Genomic DNA, 15,875 nt, shown 5'->3' with positions numbered 1-15,875 from the left:
CGACCTCCGGCGTGTTCCGCGCCGGCCCCGCTTGCGGTATGGATCGAGAGACCTAGATCGTTTTCAGCTCGCCCTGGCTCACGGAAATCGCTCTGGAACTTAGTATTGACGCGTTTTCTTCACGCGAACCGGTAGCCACTTCGCTCGAAAACGCTTTAAGCGGAGGAAATCATGATCGGACGCCTGAACCATGTGGCCATCGCGGTGCGCGACATCGCCGCCGCCTCCGCGCTGTATCGCGACACGCTCGGCGCTGACGTCTCGGCCGCCGTGCCGCAGGAAGAGCATGGGGTGACCACCGTGTTCGTCACCCTGCCCAATACCAAGATCGAGTTCCTGGAGCCGCTGGGGGAGAATTCGCCCATCGCCAAGTTCCTCGAGCGCAATCCGGACGGCGGCATCCACCACATCTGCTACGAGGTGGACGACATCCTCACCGCCCGCGACCAGCTGAAGGCAACGGGCGCCCGGGTGCTCGGCTCCGGCGATCCCAAGATCGGCGCCCACGGCAAGCCGGTGCTGTTCCTGCACCCCAAGGACTTCAACGGCACCCTGGTGGAGCTGGAGCAGGCCTGACCCGATGGCGGGCGGTTGCCGGCTGGATCAATGGGGCCGCCGCTGACCTGAGAAGAGAGGACACGGTATCCGATCAGCTTGTGATGCAAGCTGATCGGCGTGCTCCAGCGAGGAATGTCGCGTGTCGATCGGTGCTGTCGTCGCCATCTATTTCATCGTCTGGTGGACCACGCTGTTCGCGGTGCTGCCCTGGGGGGTGCGCTCGCAGGCGGAGAGGGGGGACATCACGCCCGGCACCGATCCCGGTGCGCCGGTGCGCCCTGCGCTGCTCAAGAAGGCCCTCGCCACCACGATCGTCGCGGCGGTGATTACGGCCGGCATCATCTGGCTCCTCACGAGCGGCGCCGTCTCGCTCGAAGACCTGCCCATGCCCTTCGACACCAAGGAGGGGTGAGCCTGACTCGGGGGGCCGTTGGCACAGCCCGCGCGGCAACCGAGCTGACCCACGCGGCCTCGCTCAACCACCGAGGCCGATGGCATCAATGGAGCAGCGCGCTGCCGGGAGCGGCCGCGCCGGTGGCGATCGGCCCCTGGAGCGCAAGGCGCAGGAAGCGTTCGCTGGTCACCGCGCGGCCAAACAGGTAGCCTTGCCCAAAGCCGCATCCGCGCTCCTTCAGGAAGGCGCATTGCTCCGGCGCCTCGATGCCCTCCGCCACCACGTCAAGCCCGAGCGCGCGGGCAATGGAGATGATGGCGGTGGCGATTTCCGCATCGGCGGCGCGGGGCAGGTCGTGCACGAAGCTGCGGTCGATCTTCAGCTTGGAGATGGGAAAGCGCTTGAGATAGGCCAGGGACGAATAGCCGGTGCCGAAATCGTCGAGCGCGATGCGCACGCCGCTGTCGCGCATGTCATGCAGCTTGCGCTCGGCCGCCGCGGCCGCACCGAACAGCACGTTCTCGGTGATTTCGATCTCCAGCCGCGCGGCGGGAAGCCCGGTGCGCCGGAGCACGCCTTCCATGTGCTCGCACAGGGCGTCGCGCTGGAACTGCCGCGGCGACAGGTTCACGGCGATGAAATCGAGATCTGCCCCCGCCGCGCTCCATTGCACCATCTGGCGGCAGGCTTCTTCCAGCACCCAGTCGCCGAGGGGCTCGATGAGGCCCGTTTCCTCGGCCAGCGGGATGAAGCGGTTGGGCGGGACAAGGCCATGGGCCGGGCTCTGCCAGCGCACCAGCGCCTCCGCTCCCACGATGCGCCCGCTGGCGAGGTCGACCACCGGCTGGAAGTTCAGGCGGAATTCCTCACGCACGAGGCCGCGCCTGAGGTCCGCCTCCATCTCCATGCGGACCCGGGCGCTGCGGGTGAGGGCCTGGGTGTAGAAGGCATAGATCCCGCGGCCCTGCGCCTTCGCTTCAGCCAAAGCGGTGTTGGCATGCTGGAGCAGTTGGGCGGCATCGTCGGCATCGAGGGGATGGAGGCTGATGCCCACGCTGGCGCCCAGATAGATCTCGCCGCCATCCACCGTGAACGGCCGGGCCAGTTCATCGATGAGGCGGGTGGCGGCCATGGCCGCATCCTGCGGCCCTTCGATCTCCTCGAGGATCACCACGAACTCGTCGGCGCCGTAGTGTCCGAGCGTCGCATCGGCATCGAGCGCGGCGCGGATGCGCTCGGCCGCCGCCTTGAGCACGGCATCGCCGGCCATGTGGCCGAGGCTGTCGTTGACCGTCTTGAAGCGGTCGATATCCAGGAACAGCACCGCGCAGCTCTTGCCGGCCCGGCTGACCGCGAGGTCAAGGAGGGATGCCAGCAGGGTGCGGTTGGGCAGGGCGGTGAGGGGATCGTAATGGGCGATCCGGTCCAGCTCGAATTCGGAATGCTTGATCCGGGTGATGTCGTGGAATGCGCCCACATAGTTCTGGGGCGCGCCTTTTTCGTCATAGACGGTGCGGATGCTGAGCTGCTGGAGAAAAACCTCGCCGTTCTTGCGGCGGTTCCAGATTTCGCCTTGCCAGGCGCCCATTGAGGTGAGCGCCGTCCACATGCCGCGGTAGAATTCGCGGTCGTGCCGGCCGGACTGCATGATGCGCATGGTCTTGCCGAGGATTTCGTCCTCGGCGAAGCCGGTGATCTGGGAAAAAGCCGGGTTCACCGCGGAAATGACCGCATGAAGGTCTGTCACCACCAGGCCGTCGTGGGAACTGGCGAACACGGCAGCGGCAAGGCGAAGATGGCGCTCGTTCTGCTTTTGCGCTGTGACGTCAGTGACCATGCCCACCACGCGGGTCACGGCTCCCTTGCCATCACGAATGGCTAGGCCATGCCACCGCACGTCGCGACGCGCGCCGCCGGGCCGGGAAATCTGGATATCGAGATCGACGCCGCTCCCGCCGCCGCGGACCAGAGCCTTCCGTGCCGAGGCCACCTTGCGCCGGTCGGCGCCGCGCAGCATCTGGCGAAAGGCGCTTCGCACATCGATGGGGGCGTCGGGCGGGATGCCGAGGATGTCGCGGGCGCGGGGCGACAGATGCAGGCCGCCGCTGTGCCCATGGATGTCGAACACACCCTGATTCGATCCGCTGACCGCGAGGTCGAAGCGTTCCTCGCTTGCCTGCAGGGTGATGCCGTCGCTGCCGACCGGCGCCAAACCCATCGCGGTGTGCTCGAAGGCGCCGGCGGGCAGGCCGGCGGCGACTGCGGCGGGGACCATCGCTTTGGGTCCACGGGCGCCGCTGCGTCGGCGCGCTCTCACGATGAGAGAGCATGCGACCATCACCGCCAGCAGAACCAGGACGCCCTCGAAGATCGCAACGGGCGGGGTGGGAAGGCCTGGAAGTTCGATCACGTCCTGCCGCCGCTGGGCCGGCCGACGCGGCCATGATCGCAAGGACGGCCGCAAGGAAGACCGCGAGGCCCGGTGCAGGGATGGAGAGGAACATGGCACCGCGTGCCCTCATTGTCCCATCGCTCCAGCGCTCCGCCCTAGCTCCGATCGCAGGAGGGGCAATACCGTGGCATGTTATTACCTCTATAGCTTGGCTTTATAGTTCTTTCTCTGATGAAAAACAATGGCTCAGGCATTTCAGCCGTGTTGGGGCGCTGCGTCATTTCGGACTCCGATCTCGAACCCGCGGCGGGGTGGATTGGCCATTCCGGCCCATGCCGATGGCTTCCATATACCGCCACGATCATATGGAGCCTTGTGAGGGCGCCCATCATCCTCCATTTAAGAGGGGTGCCCGCCGTCCTTGAAACGGCAAGGCTCGGAGATGACCCATGAGCGTTGCTTCAGACACGTCCGCCCCGGCTCCTGCAAAGACATCCGCAAAGCGGAGCCTGCCGCCCGTCATCCGCATCACCGATGCGGCCGCCGACCACCTGCGCGAGATCCTCGCTGCGGCGGAGCCGGGTACGGCGCTGCGCGTGGGCATCGAGAATGGCGGCTGCGCCGGCATGTCCTACAAGATGGATTTTACCACCGAGGTCGCCCCCTTCGACTCGGTGGTGGAGGACAAGGGCGTGAAGGTGGTGGTGGATACCAAGGCCGTGCTCTTCCTTCTTGGTACCGAAATGGACTTCAAGACCGACAAGGTCTCGTCCCAGTTCGTCTTCAACAATCCCAACCAGACCTCATCCTGCGGCTGCGGTGAATCGGTCGCGATCACGCCGGTCGATGCGGGTCCTGCGTCCGGGCAGGGCTGAACGAAGGCCGTATCCGGGGTTCATCTGCGGTTCATCCGTGGGGGGACAAGAGAAGCGTGCGGCGCAGGCCGCCGGCGTGAAGTGAAGCGCGGGCGGATATTGCCGCATCGGCTTCACAGCACGAAAGGTGCAATCTTGACCCCATCTCCTCTCGCCGCCCTTCTGGCGAGCCCCATCTTCGGCGTCGTCGCGCGCCTGCTGCTCACCTTCATCTTCTGGGGCGCTGGCCTCGACAAGCTGATGAACTATCAGGCCACCCTGGCCGAGATGTCGTTCTTCGGCGTCGAGCCCGCCGGGCTGTTTGCACCGGCGGTCATTGCCGTGCTGCTCATCGGCTCCGTCCTGGTGGTGCTGAACCGCGCCGCCTGGCTCGGCTTCGGCATGCTGGCGGTGTTCACGGCGCTGACCATCCCCATCGCGCATCCGTTCTGGGCCATGGACGGCGAGAAGCGGCTGTTCGAGTTCCACGTGGTGGTGGAACACATCAGCCTCATCGGCGGGCTGATGGTGGGCGCGATCCTGTGCCGGAAGCTGGAACTGGAGCGCCGCGGGCGGGAGGAACGCCTCGCGCAAGGGCAGCGCTCCGGCGCGGACGGCGTAAAGGCGCGGAATGTGTGAAGGCGTGGAAGGTGTGAACGTGGATGGCGGCCGCGTTGCCGGCGGCCGCCATCTTCCCTAAAGTCCCGCTCCCGGTCGTCATCGCGCGTCCGGCCCGGGCGGACGTGGCGAAACCGGTAGACGCACGAGACTTAAAATCTTGCGCCGCAAGGCGTGCGGGTTCGAGTCCCGCCGTCCGCACCACTTCAGAAAATCAGTTTGGACTGGCGCCCGATCGGGCGGATGGGAGACCATTCGCCTGCCTCCCGGTCCGCGCGGGAGATGACGCCGCCGCGCCCACCGGGGGTGGCGGCGTCATGGGCTCAGGCGGCGCGGGTAAGGGGCGGCTGGTCCTGCGGCTTCTCCGACTGGGTGGCGCTCAGGAGCCGCGTCTGGACAAGCTCGGCGACCTCCAGCATCTCGCTGCTCCAGGCGAGGGCGGATTGCTGCAGAAAGGCCGCCTCGCGCGAGAGCGCTGCGGAGGGGTTCCGCTCCCTGGCGAGGTCGTTCAGGAGCTGGACCTGCTCCTGCATCTGCCGTCCGACAAACTGCTGCACGTGGGTGGACGCGGCCAGCGGACAGTCGAAGAACAGGTTCTTCCAGAGCGCGAACGGCCAGGCAGCCGGTGGCGTTCCGGTGCTGAGGGCGCGCGCCAAGCCTTGAAAAACGGCGGAGTCGTTCATGTTTGTGTCTCCCGTCGGGCGTTGGCCCCCGACCCGTCTGCGCCCCGCTCGGGACGCAGCACTCCCATGACCAGTATCAAGGTTCCTGCGCCGGCCGAGCCTTGCGCGAGGTCAAATGCCTTGCGAACGCGATGCGCGAAAATCACCTTTCGAAGGGTTACGCTCGCAAGAGGGTGATTCCATTGTCGCACCCCTTCGCCACCGTGCAAGCGGAGCCGCAGGCTTCCTGCCGGAGCGGCCGGCGAAAGGTGCGATCGTCAACGCATCGTGATGACCCTCTTGGGGCCGGCGATGTACGAGACCGTCAGGTCCGGGGGAGAGAAACGCATGTCCCAGTTGCCGCACGGCTTCCGTCAGATCCGCATGGAGCTTGCCCGTGAGAAGGGCCATCCGGAAGGCTCTCGCACTTTCGGCTACAGCTTCGTGGCGCCGCTCAACGAGGCGGGACGCATCGATCCCGGCTTGTGGGCGAAGCACCGCGAGGTGTGCCGCGTGGTCCGCTTCCGCCCCGGCGAGGCGGACGAGGTGGGCCATCTGGTGCGCCGGCCCGGCGGCAGCTGGGCGTTCCGCTACGACATCCACGGCACCGACGACGACGAGGCCGGCTATCGTTTCGGCGACGAAAGCTTCGAGGTGGGTGAATATATTTCCGTCCGGGAGGACGACGAAATGCACACCTTCCGTGTGGTGTCGTCCGAGCAGGTGTGAGGCCACGGCGGCCCGCCATGGAGGGCGGGCCGCCTTTCGTTCAGTAGGACTTGTACTCCGCCTTGCCCCCGGACATGGCGAACTCCTCCTCGGGCGACAGCACCAGCTTGTGGCGGCCGATCGCGGCGAAATAGGCAAGGCCGGCTGCAAACCACAGGGCCACGCCGAGCACCCCGTTGCGATAGATCGGGTCCGAAAGCTGGAAGGAGATGGTGACGAGGGCGATGACGATGGTCAGCACCGCCCCCGGGACCCCGAACGGGCTTTTGTAGGGCCGCGCGATGTGCGGCATGTTCTTGCGCATCAGGATGAAGGACAGGGCCTGCATCACATAGGACAGCATGGCGCCGAACACCGCCATGTTGAGCAGCGTGCCGCCGATGGCCGCCGCGCCCGCCTCCGCCCCCAGCGCAAACCAGATGCCGAGCATGATCACGAGGCCGACCACGGCGCCGGCGATCATGGCCACGTGCGGCGTCTTGCGCCCGCCATGGGTCACGGAGAGGGCGCGCGGGAAATAACCGGCGCGCGAGAGCGAATAGATCTGCCGGCCCTGGGCGTAGATGATGGTGTGGAACGAGGCGATCAGCCCGATCACCGCCACGAAGGCGAGCAGCCGGGCGAGGCTGTCGCCATAGATGGCCTTGAAGCCGTCCAGCAGCGGCTCCAGCGAGGTGGACAGGCCGAACGCGCCATTCGCCACCGATGAGTTTAGCCACAGGATCATGAAGGCGGAGACGATCAGGGTCGCCATGCCCAGCATGATGCCCTTGGGCATGTCGGTCTTCGGGTCCACCGATTCCTCGGCCGCCAGGGGCAATTGCTCGATGGCGAGGAAGAGCCACACGGCGAAGGGCAGGGCGGCCAGCGCGCCCGAAAGGCCGAAGGGCAGGAACGGGCCGCCGCCGTTGGGCAGTTCCACCGCGGTGCCGTCCGGCCCGACGCCGATGTTGAGCGCCCAGCGCGAGAAGTCCGCCACCGGCAGGGCGCTCACCCAGAAGGCAACGAGGCAGGCGAGTGCCGCCAGCGTGACCACCAGCGTCACCCGGAACGAGAGTTCCACGCCGGCGATGTTGAGCCCCACAAACAGGATGTAGCCGAAGACCCAGTACACCGGCTGGAACGCCGGTGGCGTGCCGAAGATGGAGCCCATGTAGGAGCCGATGAAGGACACCACCACGGCCGGCGTGATCACGTATTCCACGTTCTCGCACAGGCCGGTGATGAAGCCGCCCCACGGCCCCATGGTGGTGCGGGCGAAGGAATAGGCGGCGCCCGTATGGGGCAGGGCCGGGGACATCTCGGCGATGGAGAAGGTGAGGCCCAGATACATGATGGCGATGATGACCGCGGCGATGAACATGCCGCCCCAGCCGCCCGACGCGATGCCCAGGTTCCAGCCCGAGAAATGCCCGGAGATCACCGCGCCGACACCCAGCGCCCAGAGCGACCAGACCCGCGCATGCCGCTTCAGCGCCCGTTGCTCGAAATAGGCGGCGTCCACCGTGGTGTACGTTACGCCGGCCTTGCTGCCATCTGCCATGAGACCCAGCCCTCCATGAACGGGCGCCGGAGACACCTCCGCGCCAGGCATATGCTCAGGCAACTTTTTTGCCAGTCTGGCAATTTACCTTACGTAATGCGCATAGATTCTGAGTCAGCCGCCGCCCAGCAGCGTCGGCGCGCGTCCATCTTCGAGCAGCAGGTCGCTTTCGTCCTTCAGCTCCACGCCGGTGATCCGGCGCCGGAGCGCCTCGCGGATGTGCCAGGCGAGCTTGAAGGCGGCGGCCTCGAAGCTCAGGCCATCTGGGCGCACGTTTGAGATGCAGTTGCGCTCGGCGTCGGTGCGGCCGACCTGGGGATCGAAGGTAAGATAGAGGCCGAGGCTGTCGGGCGAGGACAGGCCCGGCCGCTCGCCCACCAGCAGCACGCAGGCCCGCGCCTTCAGGAGGGCGCCCACCTCGTCCCCCAGCGCCACCCGCGCGCCGGAGGCGATGACCACGGGCGCGTGGCTCCAGCCCTGCTGGGCGATGAAGGGCTTGAAGGCCGCAAGAAACGGCTTCGTCTGGGCATGGATGGCGGCGGAGGAGAGCCCGTCCGCCACCACCAGCGCCAGATCCACCGGATCGCCCGCCGCCGCGGCGAGGGTGGCGCGGCTCTCGTCGCACAGGCGACGGCCGAGGTCCGGGCGGCGCAGATAGATGTCCCGCGCCGGCGCCGCGCTGGACACCCGCAGGGTGGCAAAGCCGAGGCTCTTCACCTCGCCGGCCACCCCGTCCGCATCGAACGGCGTGTGGACCGCATCGCGGGCCTGGGCGTGGGCGAGGGCGAAGCGCAGCACCTCGTCCGTGGGCAGGCTGGCCCCGGTGCGGCCGAGGGCGATGCGGGCGGGCGTGTGGCGGGAGAAGGCCGCCCAGGGATCGCGCGCGATCATGCCGCCCGCCCGGCCACGTAGCCCAGGAGCGGATGGCGGGCATCGGCGGGCAGCAGGCGGCCATCGGGCGCGGTGATGTCCATGCGCTCCAGCCATGCCTCGAACTCCGGCGCACGCTTCAGTCCCAGCACCTCGCGGATGTAGAGCGCATCGTGGAAGGAGGTGGACTGATAGTTCAGCATCACATCGTCGGCGCCGGGAATGCCCATGATGTAGGTGACGCCCGCCGCGCCCAGCAGCGTAAGCAGCGTATCCATGTCGTCCTGGTCGGCCTCGGCGTGGTTGGTATAGCAGACATCCACCCCCAGCGGCACGCCGAGCAACTTGCCGCAGAAATGATCTTCCAGCCCGGCGCGGATGATCTGCTTGCCGTCATAAAGATATTCCGGCCCGATGAAGCCGACCACCGTGTTCACCAGCAGCGGGTTGAAGGCCCGCGCCACCCCATAGGCGCGGGCTTCCAGCGTCTGCTGGTCCACCCCGTGATGTTCCCCGGCGGAGAGAGCCGAGCCCTGGCCGGTCTCGAAATACATGGCGTTCTGCCCCACCGTGCCGCGCTTCAGCGTGCGGGCGGCGTCGGCGCCCTCGGCGAGCAGCTTGAGGTCGATGCCGAAGGAGCGGTTGGCCCCTTGGGTCCCGGCGATGGACTGGAACACCAGGTCCACCGGCGCGCCGCGCTCCATCAGGCCGATGGAGGTGGTGACGTGGGTGAGCACGCAGCTCTGGGTGGGGATCTCGAAGCGGGTGATGACCTCGTCCATGAGCTTCAGCAGGCGCTCGATCACGGGCAGGCTGTCGGAGGCGGGATTGATGCCGATCACCGCGTCGCCGCAGCCATAGAGCAGGCCGTCGAGGATGGCGGCGGAGACGCCGGCGGCATCGTCCGTGGGGTGGTTGGGCTGCAGGCGCACCGCCATGGTGCCGGGCAGGCCGATGGTGTTGCGGAAACGCGTGACCACCCGGCACTTTTTCGCCGCGAGGATGAGGTCCTGGTTGCGCATGATCTTGGAGACGGCCGCCGCCATCTCCGGCGTCAGGCCCGGAGCCAGGCCGGCGAGGACCTCCGACGTTGCCTCATGGGACAGCAGGAAGTCGCGGAAATCGCCCACCGTCATGGCAGACACCGGGGCGAAGGCGGCGGCGTCGTGGCTGTCGAGGATGAGGCGGGTGACCTCGCAGGTCTCGTAAGGCACGAGGGCCTGGGACAGGAACGCCTTCAGCGGCACCTCGGCCAGGCACATCTTGGCGGCCACGTTCTCCTCGGCCGTGGCGGCGGCGATGCCGGCCAGCATGTCGCCGGAGCGGGGCGGCGTCGCCTTGGCCATCAGCTCCTTCAGGTCGGCGAAGACGAAGGATTTCGTGCCGATGCGGTGCACGTAAGCCATGGCCGGTCTCCACGCTCGGTCCGGGGAAGGGTCTCTTCTCCTGCAACAAATATGCCTCTATGGAAACTCCAGCGGTGAAGCCACGCCTTACTTCGGCACCCCGTTGATGACGAAGAGCGCGTTGAGGAACTGGTCCGGCGGGAACTTGCCGAAGCTCCTGGCATAGATGTCGCGGATGCGCTCGGTGCGGTAGAGGTCCGCCAGCGTCGCATCCACCACCAGCCGGAACGCCTGGTCGCCGCGGGGCAAGGCGAGGGCATAGGTCTCGAAGGTGAAATACTGGTCGGAGAGGCTGAGGCGGTTGCCGGTCGGGCTGTTCGAGATCAGGTAGTTGAGGATGCCGCGGTCGCCGAAATAGGCGTCGAGCTTGCCGTCGGCGAGCTGCTTCAGCCCGTCCGGATGGTCGGTGACGGTGACGATGTCGGCGGCGATGCGCATCTGGCCGAGGGTGGCGCGCAAATTTTCCTCCGTGGTGGTGCCGCGCAGCACGCCCACCTTCTTGCCCTTGAGGTCCTCCAGCCCCTTCACCGCCGTGCCGCGGGTGACCACGCCCGCCCCGTCGAGGAAGGTGGGCAGGGAGAAATCCACCAGCGCCCGCCGCGACATGGTCATGGAGGAGGGCTCGCACAGGATGTCGATGCGCCCGTCGCGCACCGCCTCGAAGCGGTCCTCGGCGGTGACCTTCACATAGTCCACCTTGAGGGTCGGCAGCTTCAGCATCCGCTTCACCCCGTCCGCCACCTCGCGGCACAGGTCCACGATATAGCCCGAGGGTTGGCCGTTGGCGGCGGCATAGGAATAGGGCGGGGCGAACTGGCGATAGCCGATGCGGAAGGGTTCGCCGCCGGCCACCCGATCGAGGGTCTGGGCCCCGGCGGAACTCGCAAAGGCGGCGAGCACTGCAAGGGCCATGAGAGTCGTCGACAGGCCTCGCGTGGGGAAGCACCCACCCGATGAGTGACCGGTTCTTGTCGCCATGCCCATTCCCCCCAGATCGCGCCCGCAAGCTCCCACCCGCGGGCGCGATCTTGCCGTGCCCCGCGCGCCGCGCCAAGGGCTGCGTGGTCGGTGCGACGGAATGCAACCTGTCGCCCCCCGCGCAGGCGGCAGCCGCGCGGGTCGTGGTCCGGCAGGAAAGCGCGCGGCTGCGGCACCAAGGCCCGCGTGCCGGTGCGAAAGGCCGCTTGGTCGATGCGGCGACTTATTATATTTCATGGAATATAGCTTGTGCGCCGCCCATCGTTTCGGCGCCGGCATCGTCCGGGGGATTTTCCATGAACGGATTGCTCAATCGGCGCGCGCTTCTCGGCGCGCTCGCCGGCTCCGCCGGGGCGCTTGCCTGGCCGAATCTGCCGGCGCTGGCGGCCCCGGCGCCGGGGCTCGAAATCCTGGGCGCGCCCAATGGCTCCACCATCGTGCTGCTGCGTCTCATCCAGTCCGGGGCGCTCGATCAGGCGGCCCCCGGCGCGGCCTTTCGCCTGTGGCGCGATACGGACGAACTGCGCGCCGCCATCGTCTCCGGCCGCACCGGCCTGTTCACCACTCCCACCCATGTGCCGGCGAACCTCGCCAATCGCGGCCTGCCGCTGAAGCTGTTCGCCATCCTGTCCATGGGCCACCTGTTCGTGGTCTCGGCGGATGAGAGCATCAAGGCGTTCAAGGACCTTGCCGGCAAGGAACTGGTCGGCTTCTTCAAGAACGACATGCCCGACCTCGTCTTCCGCTCCATCGCCAGGGGCCATGGCATGGACCCGGACAAGGACATGACCATCACCTATGTGCGCACCCCCATGGAGGCGGCGCAGATGCTGGCGGCCGGGCGCGCCACCACGGCCATCCTCTCCGAGCCGCCGGCCACCGCGGCCATCATGATGGCGAAGAGGGAGGGGCGCACCTTGAACCGCGCCATCAGCCTGCAGGCGGACTGGAAGGCGCAGCACAACGGCCTCGGCCTGCCCATGGCCGGCATCGCCGTGCACGAGCGCCTGATCGAGCAAAGCCCGGAGCTGATCGCGGCGCTCGGCGCCGGCCTGCCGGGCGCCCGCGACTGGGTGATGGCCAACAAGAGCGAGGCCGGCCAGCTCGCCGAGCAGAAGATGGATGTGAAGGCCCACATGTTCGCCAACGCCCTCGACCACTTCAACGTGGTGGCCGAGCCGGCGGCGCAGCAGAAGGCCGGCCTCATCGCCTTCTACGAGACCCTGCTCGCCTTCGAGCCCGATGCGCTGGCCGGCAAGCTGCCGCCCGACAGCTTCTACATGAATTTCTGAGGCGGCGATGGCCTGGGCCGACCGCAGCCGCCCCGTCGCGCGCCTCCGGGCGAAGGGCACGCCGCCCCGGGTGAACCGGGCACGCGAACCGGCCTTCGCGGTGGCACAGTGGACGGCCACGGGCCTCAGCCTCCTCGCCCTGGCGTGGCAATGGGGCGCCATGGCCCTCGGCCCCTTCGTGCTGCCGAGCCTTCAGGACACGGGGCAGGCCGTGGTGCACCTGGTGGTGAGCGGGGTAGCCGGCCCGGCGCTCCTTGCCACCCTGGTCCATGCCCTCGGCGGGTGCCTTGTGGGGGGCGCGGTGGGGCTGGTGCTGGGCATTGCCGGCGGGCTGGTGCTGCCGGTGGGGGCCATGTCCCGCCCGGTGTTCACGGCGCTGCTGGGCACGCCGCCCATCGCCTGGGTGGTGCTGGCGCTGCTGTGGTTCGGCCCCGGCGGCGCGGCGGCGGGCTTCACCGTGGCGATCACCGCCGCGCCGATCCTCTTCCTCGCGGCGCTGGAGGGCGTCGCCAGCCGCGATCCGGCCCTCACCGAGATGGCCGTTCTCTATCGCGCGCCGCCGCTCCAGCGCCTCACCGACCTTGTGTTGCCGGCGCTGGCGGACTTCCTGTTGCCGGCTTTGGCCACGGCGCTCGCCTTCTCCTTCAAGGTGGCGGTGATGGCGGAAGTGCTGAGCGGCGCCGACGGGGTCGGCGGCGGCCTCGCCACCGCCCGTTCCCATTTCGACCTTGCCGCCACCATGGCGTGGATCGTGCTCGCGGTCGTTGTCCTGCTCGTGGCCGATGCCCTGCTGCTGGCGCCCCTGCGCGGCTGGCGGGCATCGCGGGCGGAGGCCTGACCGTGCTGGCGCTGGAAGGGCTGCATCTGGGCTTTGGCGGCGTGCCGGTGCTGGCGGGCATCGACCTGGCGGTGAAGCGCGGCGAACTGGTGGTGCTGCTCGGCCCCTCCGGCTGCGGCAAGACCAGCCTGCTGCGCCTCGCCGCCGGCGTTGAGGCGGTGCAGGCCGGGCGCGTGGCCAACGGCTTCGCGCGGACCGCCATGGTGTTCCAGGACCCGCGACTGATGCCCTGGGCCGACGCCCGCGACAATGCCGCCTTCGGCCTCAAGGCGCTCGGCATGGCCCGGGCGGAGCGCCGCGCGGCCGCGGCGGCGATCCTGCGGCGGCTCGGTCTGGGCGACGCCGATCTCGGCAAACGGCCGGCGCAGCTTTCCGGCGGCATGCAGCAGCGCGTCGCCATCGCCCGCGCCTTCGCGCTGAAGCCGGACCTCGTGCTGATGGACGAGCCCTTCTCCGCCCTCGACGTGGGCTTGCGCGGCCATCTTCAGGCGCTGCTGCGGGCCGAGGTGGAAGGGGCGGGGGCGGCGGCCCTGTTCGTCACCCACGACATCACCGAGGCGGTGCGCCTTGCCGATCGCATCGTGGTGCTGTCGCCCCGCCCGGCGCGGGTGGTGGCGGATCTTCCGCAGGCGCCGGTCCGCCCCGATGCCGCGCCCGGAGCGGTGTTCGAGGCCGCAGCGGCCCTCTTGAAGCGGCCGGAGGTGGCGGCGGCGCTTGCTGCACCGGTGACCACGGGAGCGCCCTTGCGGGGCGATCCGGCTGGGCTCTCATGCCTCGGCAAGCCGGCTCCCGCGCGCTGAAAACAGCTTTTATCCCCGAACCGGATCGGAGGCGGCCGCGCGGCGCACCCGTTCGGCGAAGCGCGCGACGGCGTCCTGCTCCAGCGAGCGCTGGATGGCCTTTGCCGCCACCACGCCGTCCGCCATGGAGGTGGCGCAGCACGGATGCATGCGCTGGGCGATCTCGCCGATGGCGTAGAGGTCGGGGATGGCGGTCTCGCAATCCGCGCTCGTCTCCACGAAGCCGCGCGGGTCGCGGGCGAGGTTGAGATGCCGGGCGTAGGGCAGGTAGGGCTCCCAGCCGTACAGCACCACGATGCGGTCGAAGCGCCGGCCCGCCACCTCGGGGATTTCGGGTGCCACCGGATAGGCGCCGATGCGCACGTCCGCGGGGGGCACCTTCTCCAGGAACTCCCGCCGGGCGCGGATGGTGCGGGCGAACAGGGTGATGCGTTCCGCCCCGCGCTTGCGCACGAAGATGTAGTTCTCGAAGGCATTGTCGCCGCCGCCGAGGATGGCGACGGACTGCCGCTCGAAAACCGCGTTGAACATGGTGCGGCCGGGACCGATGATCACCTCGTGGGATTCCGTGAAGCCGCCCTTCACCGGCCGCACCCCGGAGGCGAGCACGCAGGCGCGCCCAAGCAGCGTTTCGCCGCCCGCCGTGGTGATGCGGAAGCCGCCCTCCACCAGTTCCAGGGCGGTGACGGACTCGCCGAGGCGGCAGACGATGTCATGCTCCATCACATGGCGATGGATTTCGGCGGCGACCTCGAACCCGGTCCTGTCGCGGACGGGGGCCATCCACTTGTTGGGATAGGGATTGTCGTTCTGCAGGCCGCCGAGGACCTGCCTGCGCTCGACGATGCAGGGGCGGAAACCGAGCATCTTCAGCCACAGGGCGCATGACGCTCCCGCTGGCCCCCCGCCGATGATCACCGCGTCGAACATGGCTTCCGCCGCCGTCGTTACCGTCGCTTCGAATACGAAACTCTATGCGAGGTGGATCGCTCCGCCTAGTGAAGGCGTTGTCGGACCGCCGCCGTCCCGCCGCTTCGTCGATGAACGGCGCGCTCTAACGGGAAGCGTGGGGATCCCCTTGGCCTCACGCCATCATCATACGCGCCATGTCGGCGCCGGCGAGGGGGCGGCCCAGCGTGCGGGCGGCGTCGCAGGCGCGGAGCACCTGGGCGGCGTTGTTCGGCGCAACGGTGCCGTCGGGGGCGAACAGGTTGTTCTCGAAGCCCACGCGCACATGCCCGCCCAGCCCCGCCGCCACCGTGGCGCAGGCATTCTCCTTGGGTCCGAAGGCGCACATGGACCACAGCGGCGCCGTCTGCGCCCCCGCCGCGAGGAAGGGCAAAAGATCGGTGGGCTGGGACACCTGTCCGGTGGTGTAGCGCCCCAGCACGAACAGCGGGAAATCCTGCCCCTCGCCCAGCACGCCGCGCGCCTTGAGGGCGCCATAGCGCACCACGTCCTCGGCACTGTAGAGGATGACCTGCGTGAGGATGCGCTCGCGCCGCACGAAGGCGAAGAAATCCGCCGCCGCCGTCTCGGCCGCCGCGTCGGGAATGATCTCCCGGAGCGCCAGCGACACCGCTTCCGGCCTCACGTCGCGCACCACCGCCATCTGCTCCGGCGCCTTGTAGCGGCCCGCCGCCTCCGAGGTGATCTGGAGCACGAGACGGTCGCCCACCGCCGCCCTTATGGCAGCCGAGGCGTCGCGGTAGGCGTCGGCGTCCAGCAGGTGCTGGCCCTCGGCATCGCGCACATGGAAATGGAGCATCGCCGCGCCGGCCTCCAGGCTCTCGGCTGCCGTGCGGGCGAGGTCCGCCGCGCTCATGGGCAGGGCCGGGTGGTCCGCCTTGGTGCGGGTGGCGCCATTGGGGGCGTTGGCGACGATGAGGGGCGGCCAGTCGAAGGCGGACACGGGCGCGGGATCGGCGGCGGGGTTGGTCC

General features: G+C 68.5%; 16 protein-coding genes and 1 tRNA gene. 9 read left to right on the top strand and 8 right to left on the bottom strand.

Going from position 1 to position 15,875, the window contains the following annotated elements; genetic code table 11:
- Positions 1–171 precede the first annotated feature (171 nt).
- On the top strand, positions 172–576 hold the full coding sequence (gene mce / locus K9U41_RS06415; RefSeq protein WP_138398936.1) for a methylmalonyl-CoA epimerase: 405 nt from the start codon (positions 172–174) through the stop codon (positions 574–576).
- Positions 577–697: 121 nt separating this feature from the next.
- Positions 698–970 carry a DUF1467 family protein gene (locus K9U41_RS06410; RefSeq protein WP_282640026.1) on the top strand — a complete coding sequence of 91 codons (273 nt, stop codon included), beginning with the start codon at positions 698–700 and terminating at the stop codon, positions 968–970.
- Between the two features lie 85 nt (positions 971–1,055).
- Here the strand turns inward: K9U41_RS06410 and K9U41_RS06405 are convergent, their stop codons facing one another.
- Positions 1,056–3,227 (bottom strand): putative bifunctional diguanylate cyclase/phosphodiesterase, encoded by a 2,172-nt coding sequence (locus tag K9U41_RS06405; RefSeq protein WP_282640025.1) that lies wholly within the window; start codon positions 3,225–3,227, stop codon positions 1,056–1,058.
- 566 nt (positions 3,228–3,793) lie between these two features.
- On the opposite strand from K9U41_RS06405, the gene K9U41_RS06400 reads away from it, so the two are divergent.
- From K9U41_RS06400 to K9U41_RS06390, 3 genes are all read left to right on the top strand, one after another.
- Positions 3,794–4,219: a HesB/IscA family protein gene (locus tag K9U41_RS06400; RefSeq protein WP_282640024.1), complete on the top strand. Its 426-nt coding sequence runs from the start codon at positions 3,794–3,796 to the stop codon at positions 4,217–4,219.
- A 135-nt stretch (positions 4,220–4,354) separates the two neighbouring features.
- The gene (locus K9U41_RS06395; protein WP_282640023.1) at positions 4,355–4,837 is read left to right on the top strand and encodes a DoxX family protein; all 483 of its coding nucleotides are present in this window, start codon (positions 4,355–4,357) and stop codon (positions 4,835–4,837) included.
- A 98-nt stretch (positions 4,838–4,935) separates the two neighbouring features.
- Positions 4,936–5,020: transfer RNA gene (locus K9U41_RS06390), tRNA-Leu, on the top strand.
- A 119-nt stretch (positions 5,021–5,139) separates the two neighbouring features.
- Here the strand turns inward: K9U41_RS06390 and K9U41_RS06385 are convergent.
- Positions 5,140–5,499: a hypothetical protein gene (locus tag K9U41_RS06385; protein WP_282640022.1), complete on the bottom strand. Its 360-nt coding sequence runs from the start codon at positions 5,497–5,499 to the stop codon at positions 5,140–5,142.
- Between the two features lie 327 nt (positions 5,500–5,826).
- Here K9U41_RS06385 and K9U41_RS06380 point away from each other — a divergent pair, with 327 nt between their 5' ends.
- On the top strand, positions 5,827–6,207 hold the full coding sequence (locus K9U41_RS06380; RefSeq protein WP_282640021.1) for a hypothetical protein: 381 nt from the start codon (positions 5,827–5,829) through the stop codon (positions 6,205–6,207).
- A 40-nt stretch (positions 6,208–6,247) separates the two neighbouring features.
- Here the strand turns inward: K9U41_RS06380 and K9U41_RS06375 are convergent, their stop codons facing one another.
- The 4 genes from K9U41_RS06375 to K9U41_RS06360 all read right to left on the bottom strand — a co-directional run bounded on the left by K9U41_RS06375 (position 6,248) and on the right by K9U41_RS06360 (position 10,938).
- The gene (locus K9U41_RS06375) at positions 6,248–7,750 is read right to left on the bottom strand and encodes an amino acid permease (RefSeq protein WP_282640020.1); all 1,503 of its coding nucleotides are present in this window, start codon (positions 7,748–7,750) and stop codon (positions 6,248–6,250) included.
- A gap of 114 nt (positions 7,751–7,864) precedes the next feature.
- Positions 7,865–8,641: an ethanolamine ammonia-lyase subunit EutC gene (gene eutC, locus K9U41_RS06370; RefSeq protein ID WP_282640019.1), complete on the bottom strand. Its 777-nt coding sequence runs from the start codon at positions 8,639–8,641 to the stop codon at positions 7,865–7,867.
- Entirely contained in the window at positions 8,638–10,026 is a 1,389-nt protein-coding gene (locus K9U41_RS06365; protein ID WP_282640018.1) for an ethanolamine ammonia-lyase subunit EutB, read from the bottom strand. The genes eutC and K9U41_RS06365 overlap by 4 nt, the downstream gene beginning before the upstream one ends.
- A gap of 87 nt (positions 10,027–10,113) precedes the next feature.
- The gene (locus K9U41_RS06360) at positions 10,114–10,938 is read right to left on the bottom strand and encodes an amino acid ABC transporter substrate-binding protein (protein ID WP_282640017.1); all 825 of its coding nucleotides are present in this window, start codon (positions 10,936–10,938) and stop codon (positions 10,114–10,116) included.
- 362 nt (positions 10,939–11,300) lie between these two features.
- Here K9U41_RS06360 and K9U41_RS06355 point away from each other — a divergent pair, with 362 nt between their 5' ends.
- Genes K9U41_RS06355 through K9U41_RS06345 form a run of 3 tightly spaced genes read left to right on the top strand, consistent with a single transcriptional unit; the run spans position 11,301 to position 13,934 of the window.
- Positions 11,301–12,296, top strand: a complete 996-nt coding sequence (locus K9U41_RS06355; RefSeq protein WP_282640016.1) for an ABC transporter substrate-binding protein — start codon at positions 11,301–11,303, stop codon at positions 12,294–12,296.
- Between the two features lie 7 nt (positions 12,297–12,303).
- Positions 12,304–13,134: an ABC transporter permease gene (locus K9U41_RS06350; protein WP_282640015.1), complete on the top strand. Its 831-nt coding sequence runs from the start codon at positions 12,304–12,306 to the stop codon at positions 13,132–13,134.
- Between the two features lie 2 nt (positions 13,135–13,136).
- Positions 13,137–13,934: an ABC transporter ATP-binding protein gene (locus K9U41_RS06345; RefSeq protein ID WP_282640014.1), complete on the top strand. Its 798-nt coding sequence runs from the start codon at positions 13,137–13,139 to the stop codon at positions 13,932–13,934.
- A gap of 9 nt (positions 13,935–13,943) precedes the next feature.
- On the opposite strand, the gene K9U41_RS06340 is transcribed toward K9U41_RS06345, so the two are convergent.
- Positions 13,944–14,864 (bottom strand): NAD(P)/FAD-dependent oxidoreductase, encoded by a 921-nt coding sequence (locus K9U41_RS06340; RefSeq protein WP_282640013.1) that lies wholly within the window; start codon positions 14,862–14,864, stop codon positions 13,944–13,946.
- Between the two features lie 154 nt (positions 14,865–15,018).
- Positions 15,019–15,846, bottom strand: a complete 828-nt coding sequence (locus tag K9U41_RS06335) for a 3-keto-5-aminohexanoate cleavage protein (protein WP_282640042.1) — start codon at positions 15,844–15,846, stop codon at positions 15,019–15,021.
- Between the last annotated feature and the right edge of the window lie 29 nt (positions 15,847–15,875).

It is taken from the genome of Xanthobacter autotrophicus (assembly GCF_029991245.1).
In the GTDB taxonomy this organism is placed as follows: Bacteria; Pseudomonadota; Alphaproteobacteria; order Rhizobiales; family Xanthobacteraceae; genus Xanthobacter; species Xanthobacter autotrophicus_C.
Note: the sequence above shows the minus strand (reverse complement) of the source record. Positions and strands in the feature narration are given on the sequence as shown.

Bases quoted from the DNA above. Each gene is read 5' to 3' on its own strand.
- K9U41_RS06400 (WP_282640024.1), top strand. From the start codon at position 3,794: ATGAGCGTTGCTTCAGACACGTCCGCCCCGGCTCCTGCAAAGACATCC.
- K9U41_RS06360 (WP_282640017.1), bottom strand. From the start codon at position 10,938: ATGGCCCTTGCAGTGCTCGCCGCCTTTGCGAGTTCCGCCGGGGCCCAG.
- K9U41_RS06405 (WP_282640025.1), bottom strand. From the start codon at position 3,227: ATGGTCCCCGCCGCAGTCGCCGCCGGCCTGCCCGCCGGCGCCTTCGAG.
- K9U41_RS06350 (WP_282640015.1), top strand. From the start codon at position 12,304: ATGGCCTGGGCCGACCGCAGCCGCCCCGTCGCGCGCCTCCGGGCGAAG.
- K9U41_RS06385 (WP_282640022.1), bottom strand. From the start codon at position 5,499: ATGAACGACTCCGCCGTTTTTCAAGGCTTGGCGCGCGCCCTCAGCACC.
- K9U41_RS06375 (WP_282640020.1), bottom strand. From the start codon at position 7,750: ATGGCAGATGGCAGCAAGGCCGGCGTAACGTACACCACGGTGGACGCC.
- mce (WP_138398936.1), top strand. From the start codon at position 172: ATGATCGGACGCCTGAACCATGTGGCCATCGCGGTGCGCGACATCGCC.
- K9U41_RS06365 (WP_282640018.1), bottom strand. From the start codon at position 10,026: ATGGCTTACGTGCACCGCATCGGCACGAAATCCTTCGTCTTCGCCGAC.
- K9U41_RS06380 (WP_282640021.1), top strand. From the start codon at position 5,827: ATGTCCCAGTTGCCGCACGGCTTCCGTCAGATCCGCATGGAGCTTGCC.
- eutC (WP_282640019.1), bottom strand. From the start codon at position 8,641: ATGATCGCGCGCGATCCCTGGGCGGCCTTCTCCCGCCACACGCCCGCC.
- K9U41_RS06355 (WP_282640016.1), top strand. From the start codon at position 11,301: ATGAACGGATTGCTCAATCGGCGCGCGCTTCTCGGCGCGCTCGCCGGC.
- K9U41_RS06340 (WP_282640013.1), bottom strand. From the start codon at position 14,864: ATGTTCGACGCGGTGATCATCGGCGGGGGGCCAGCGGGAGCGTCATGC.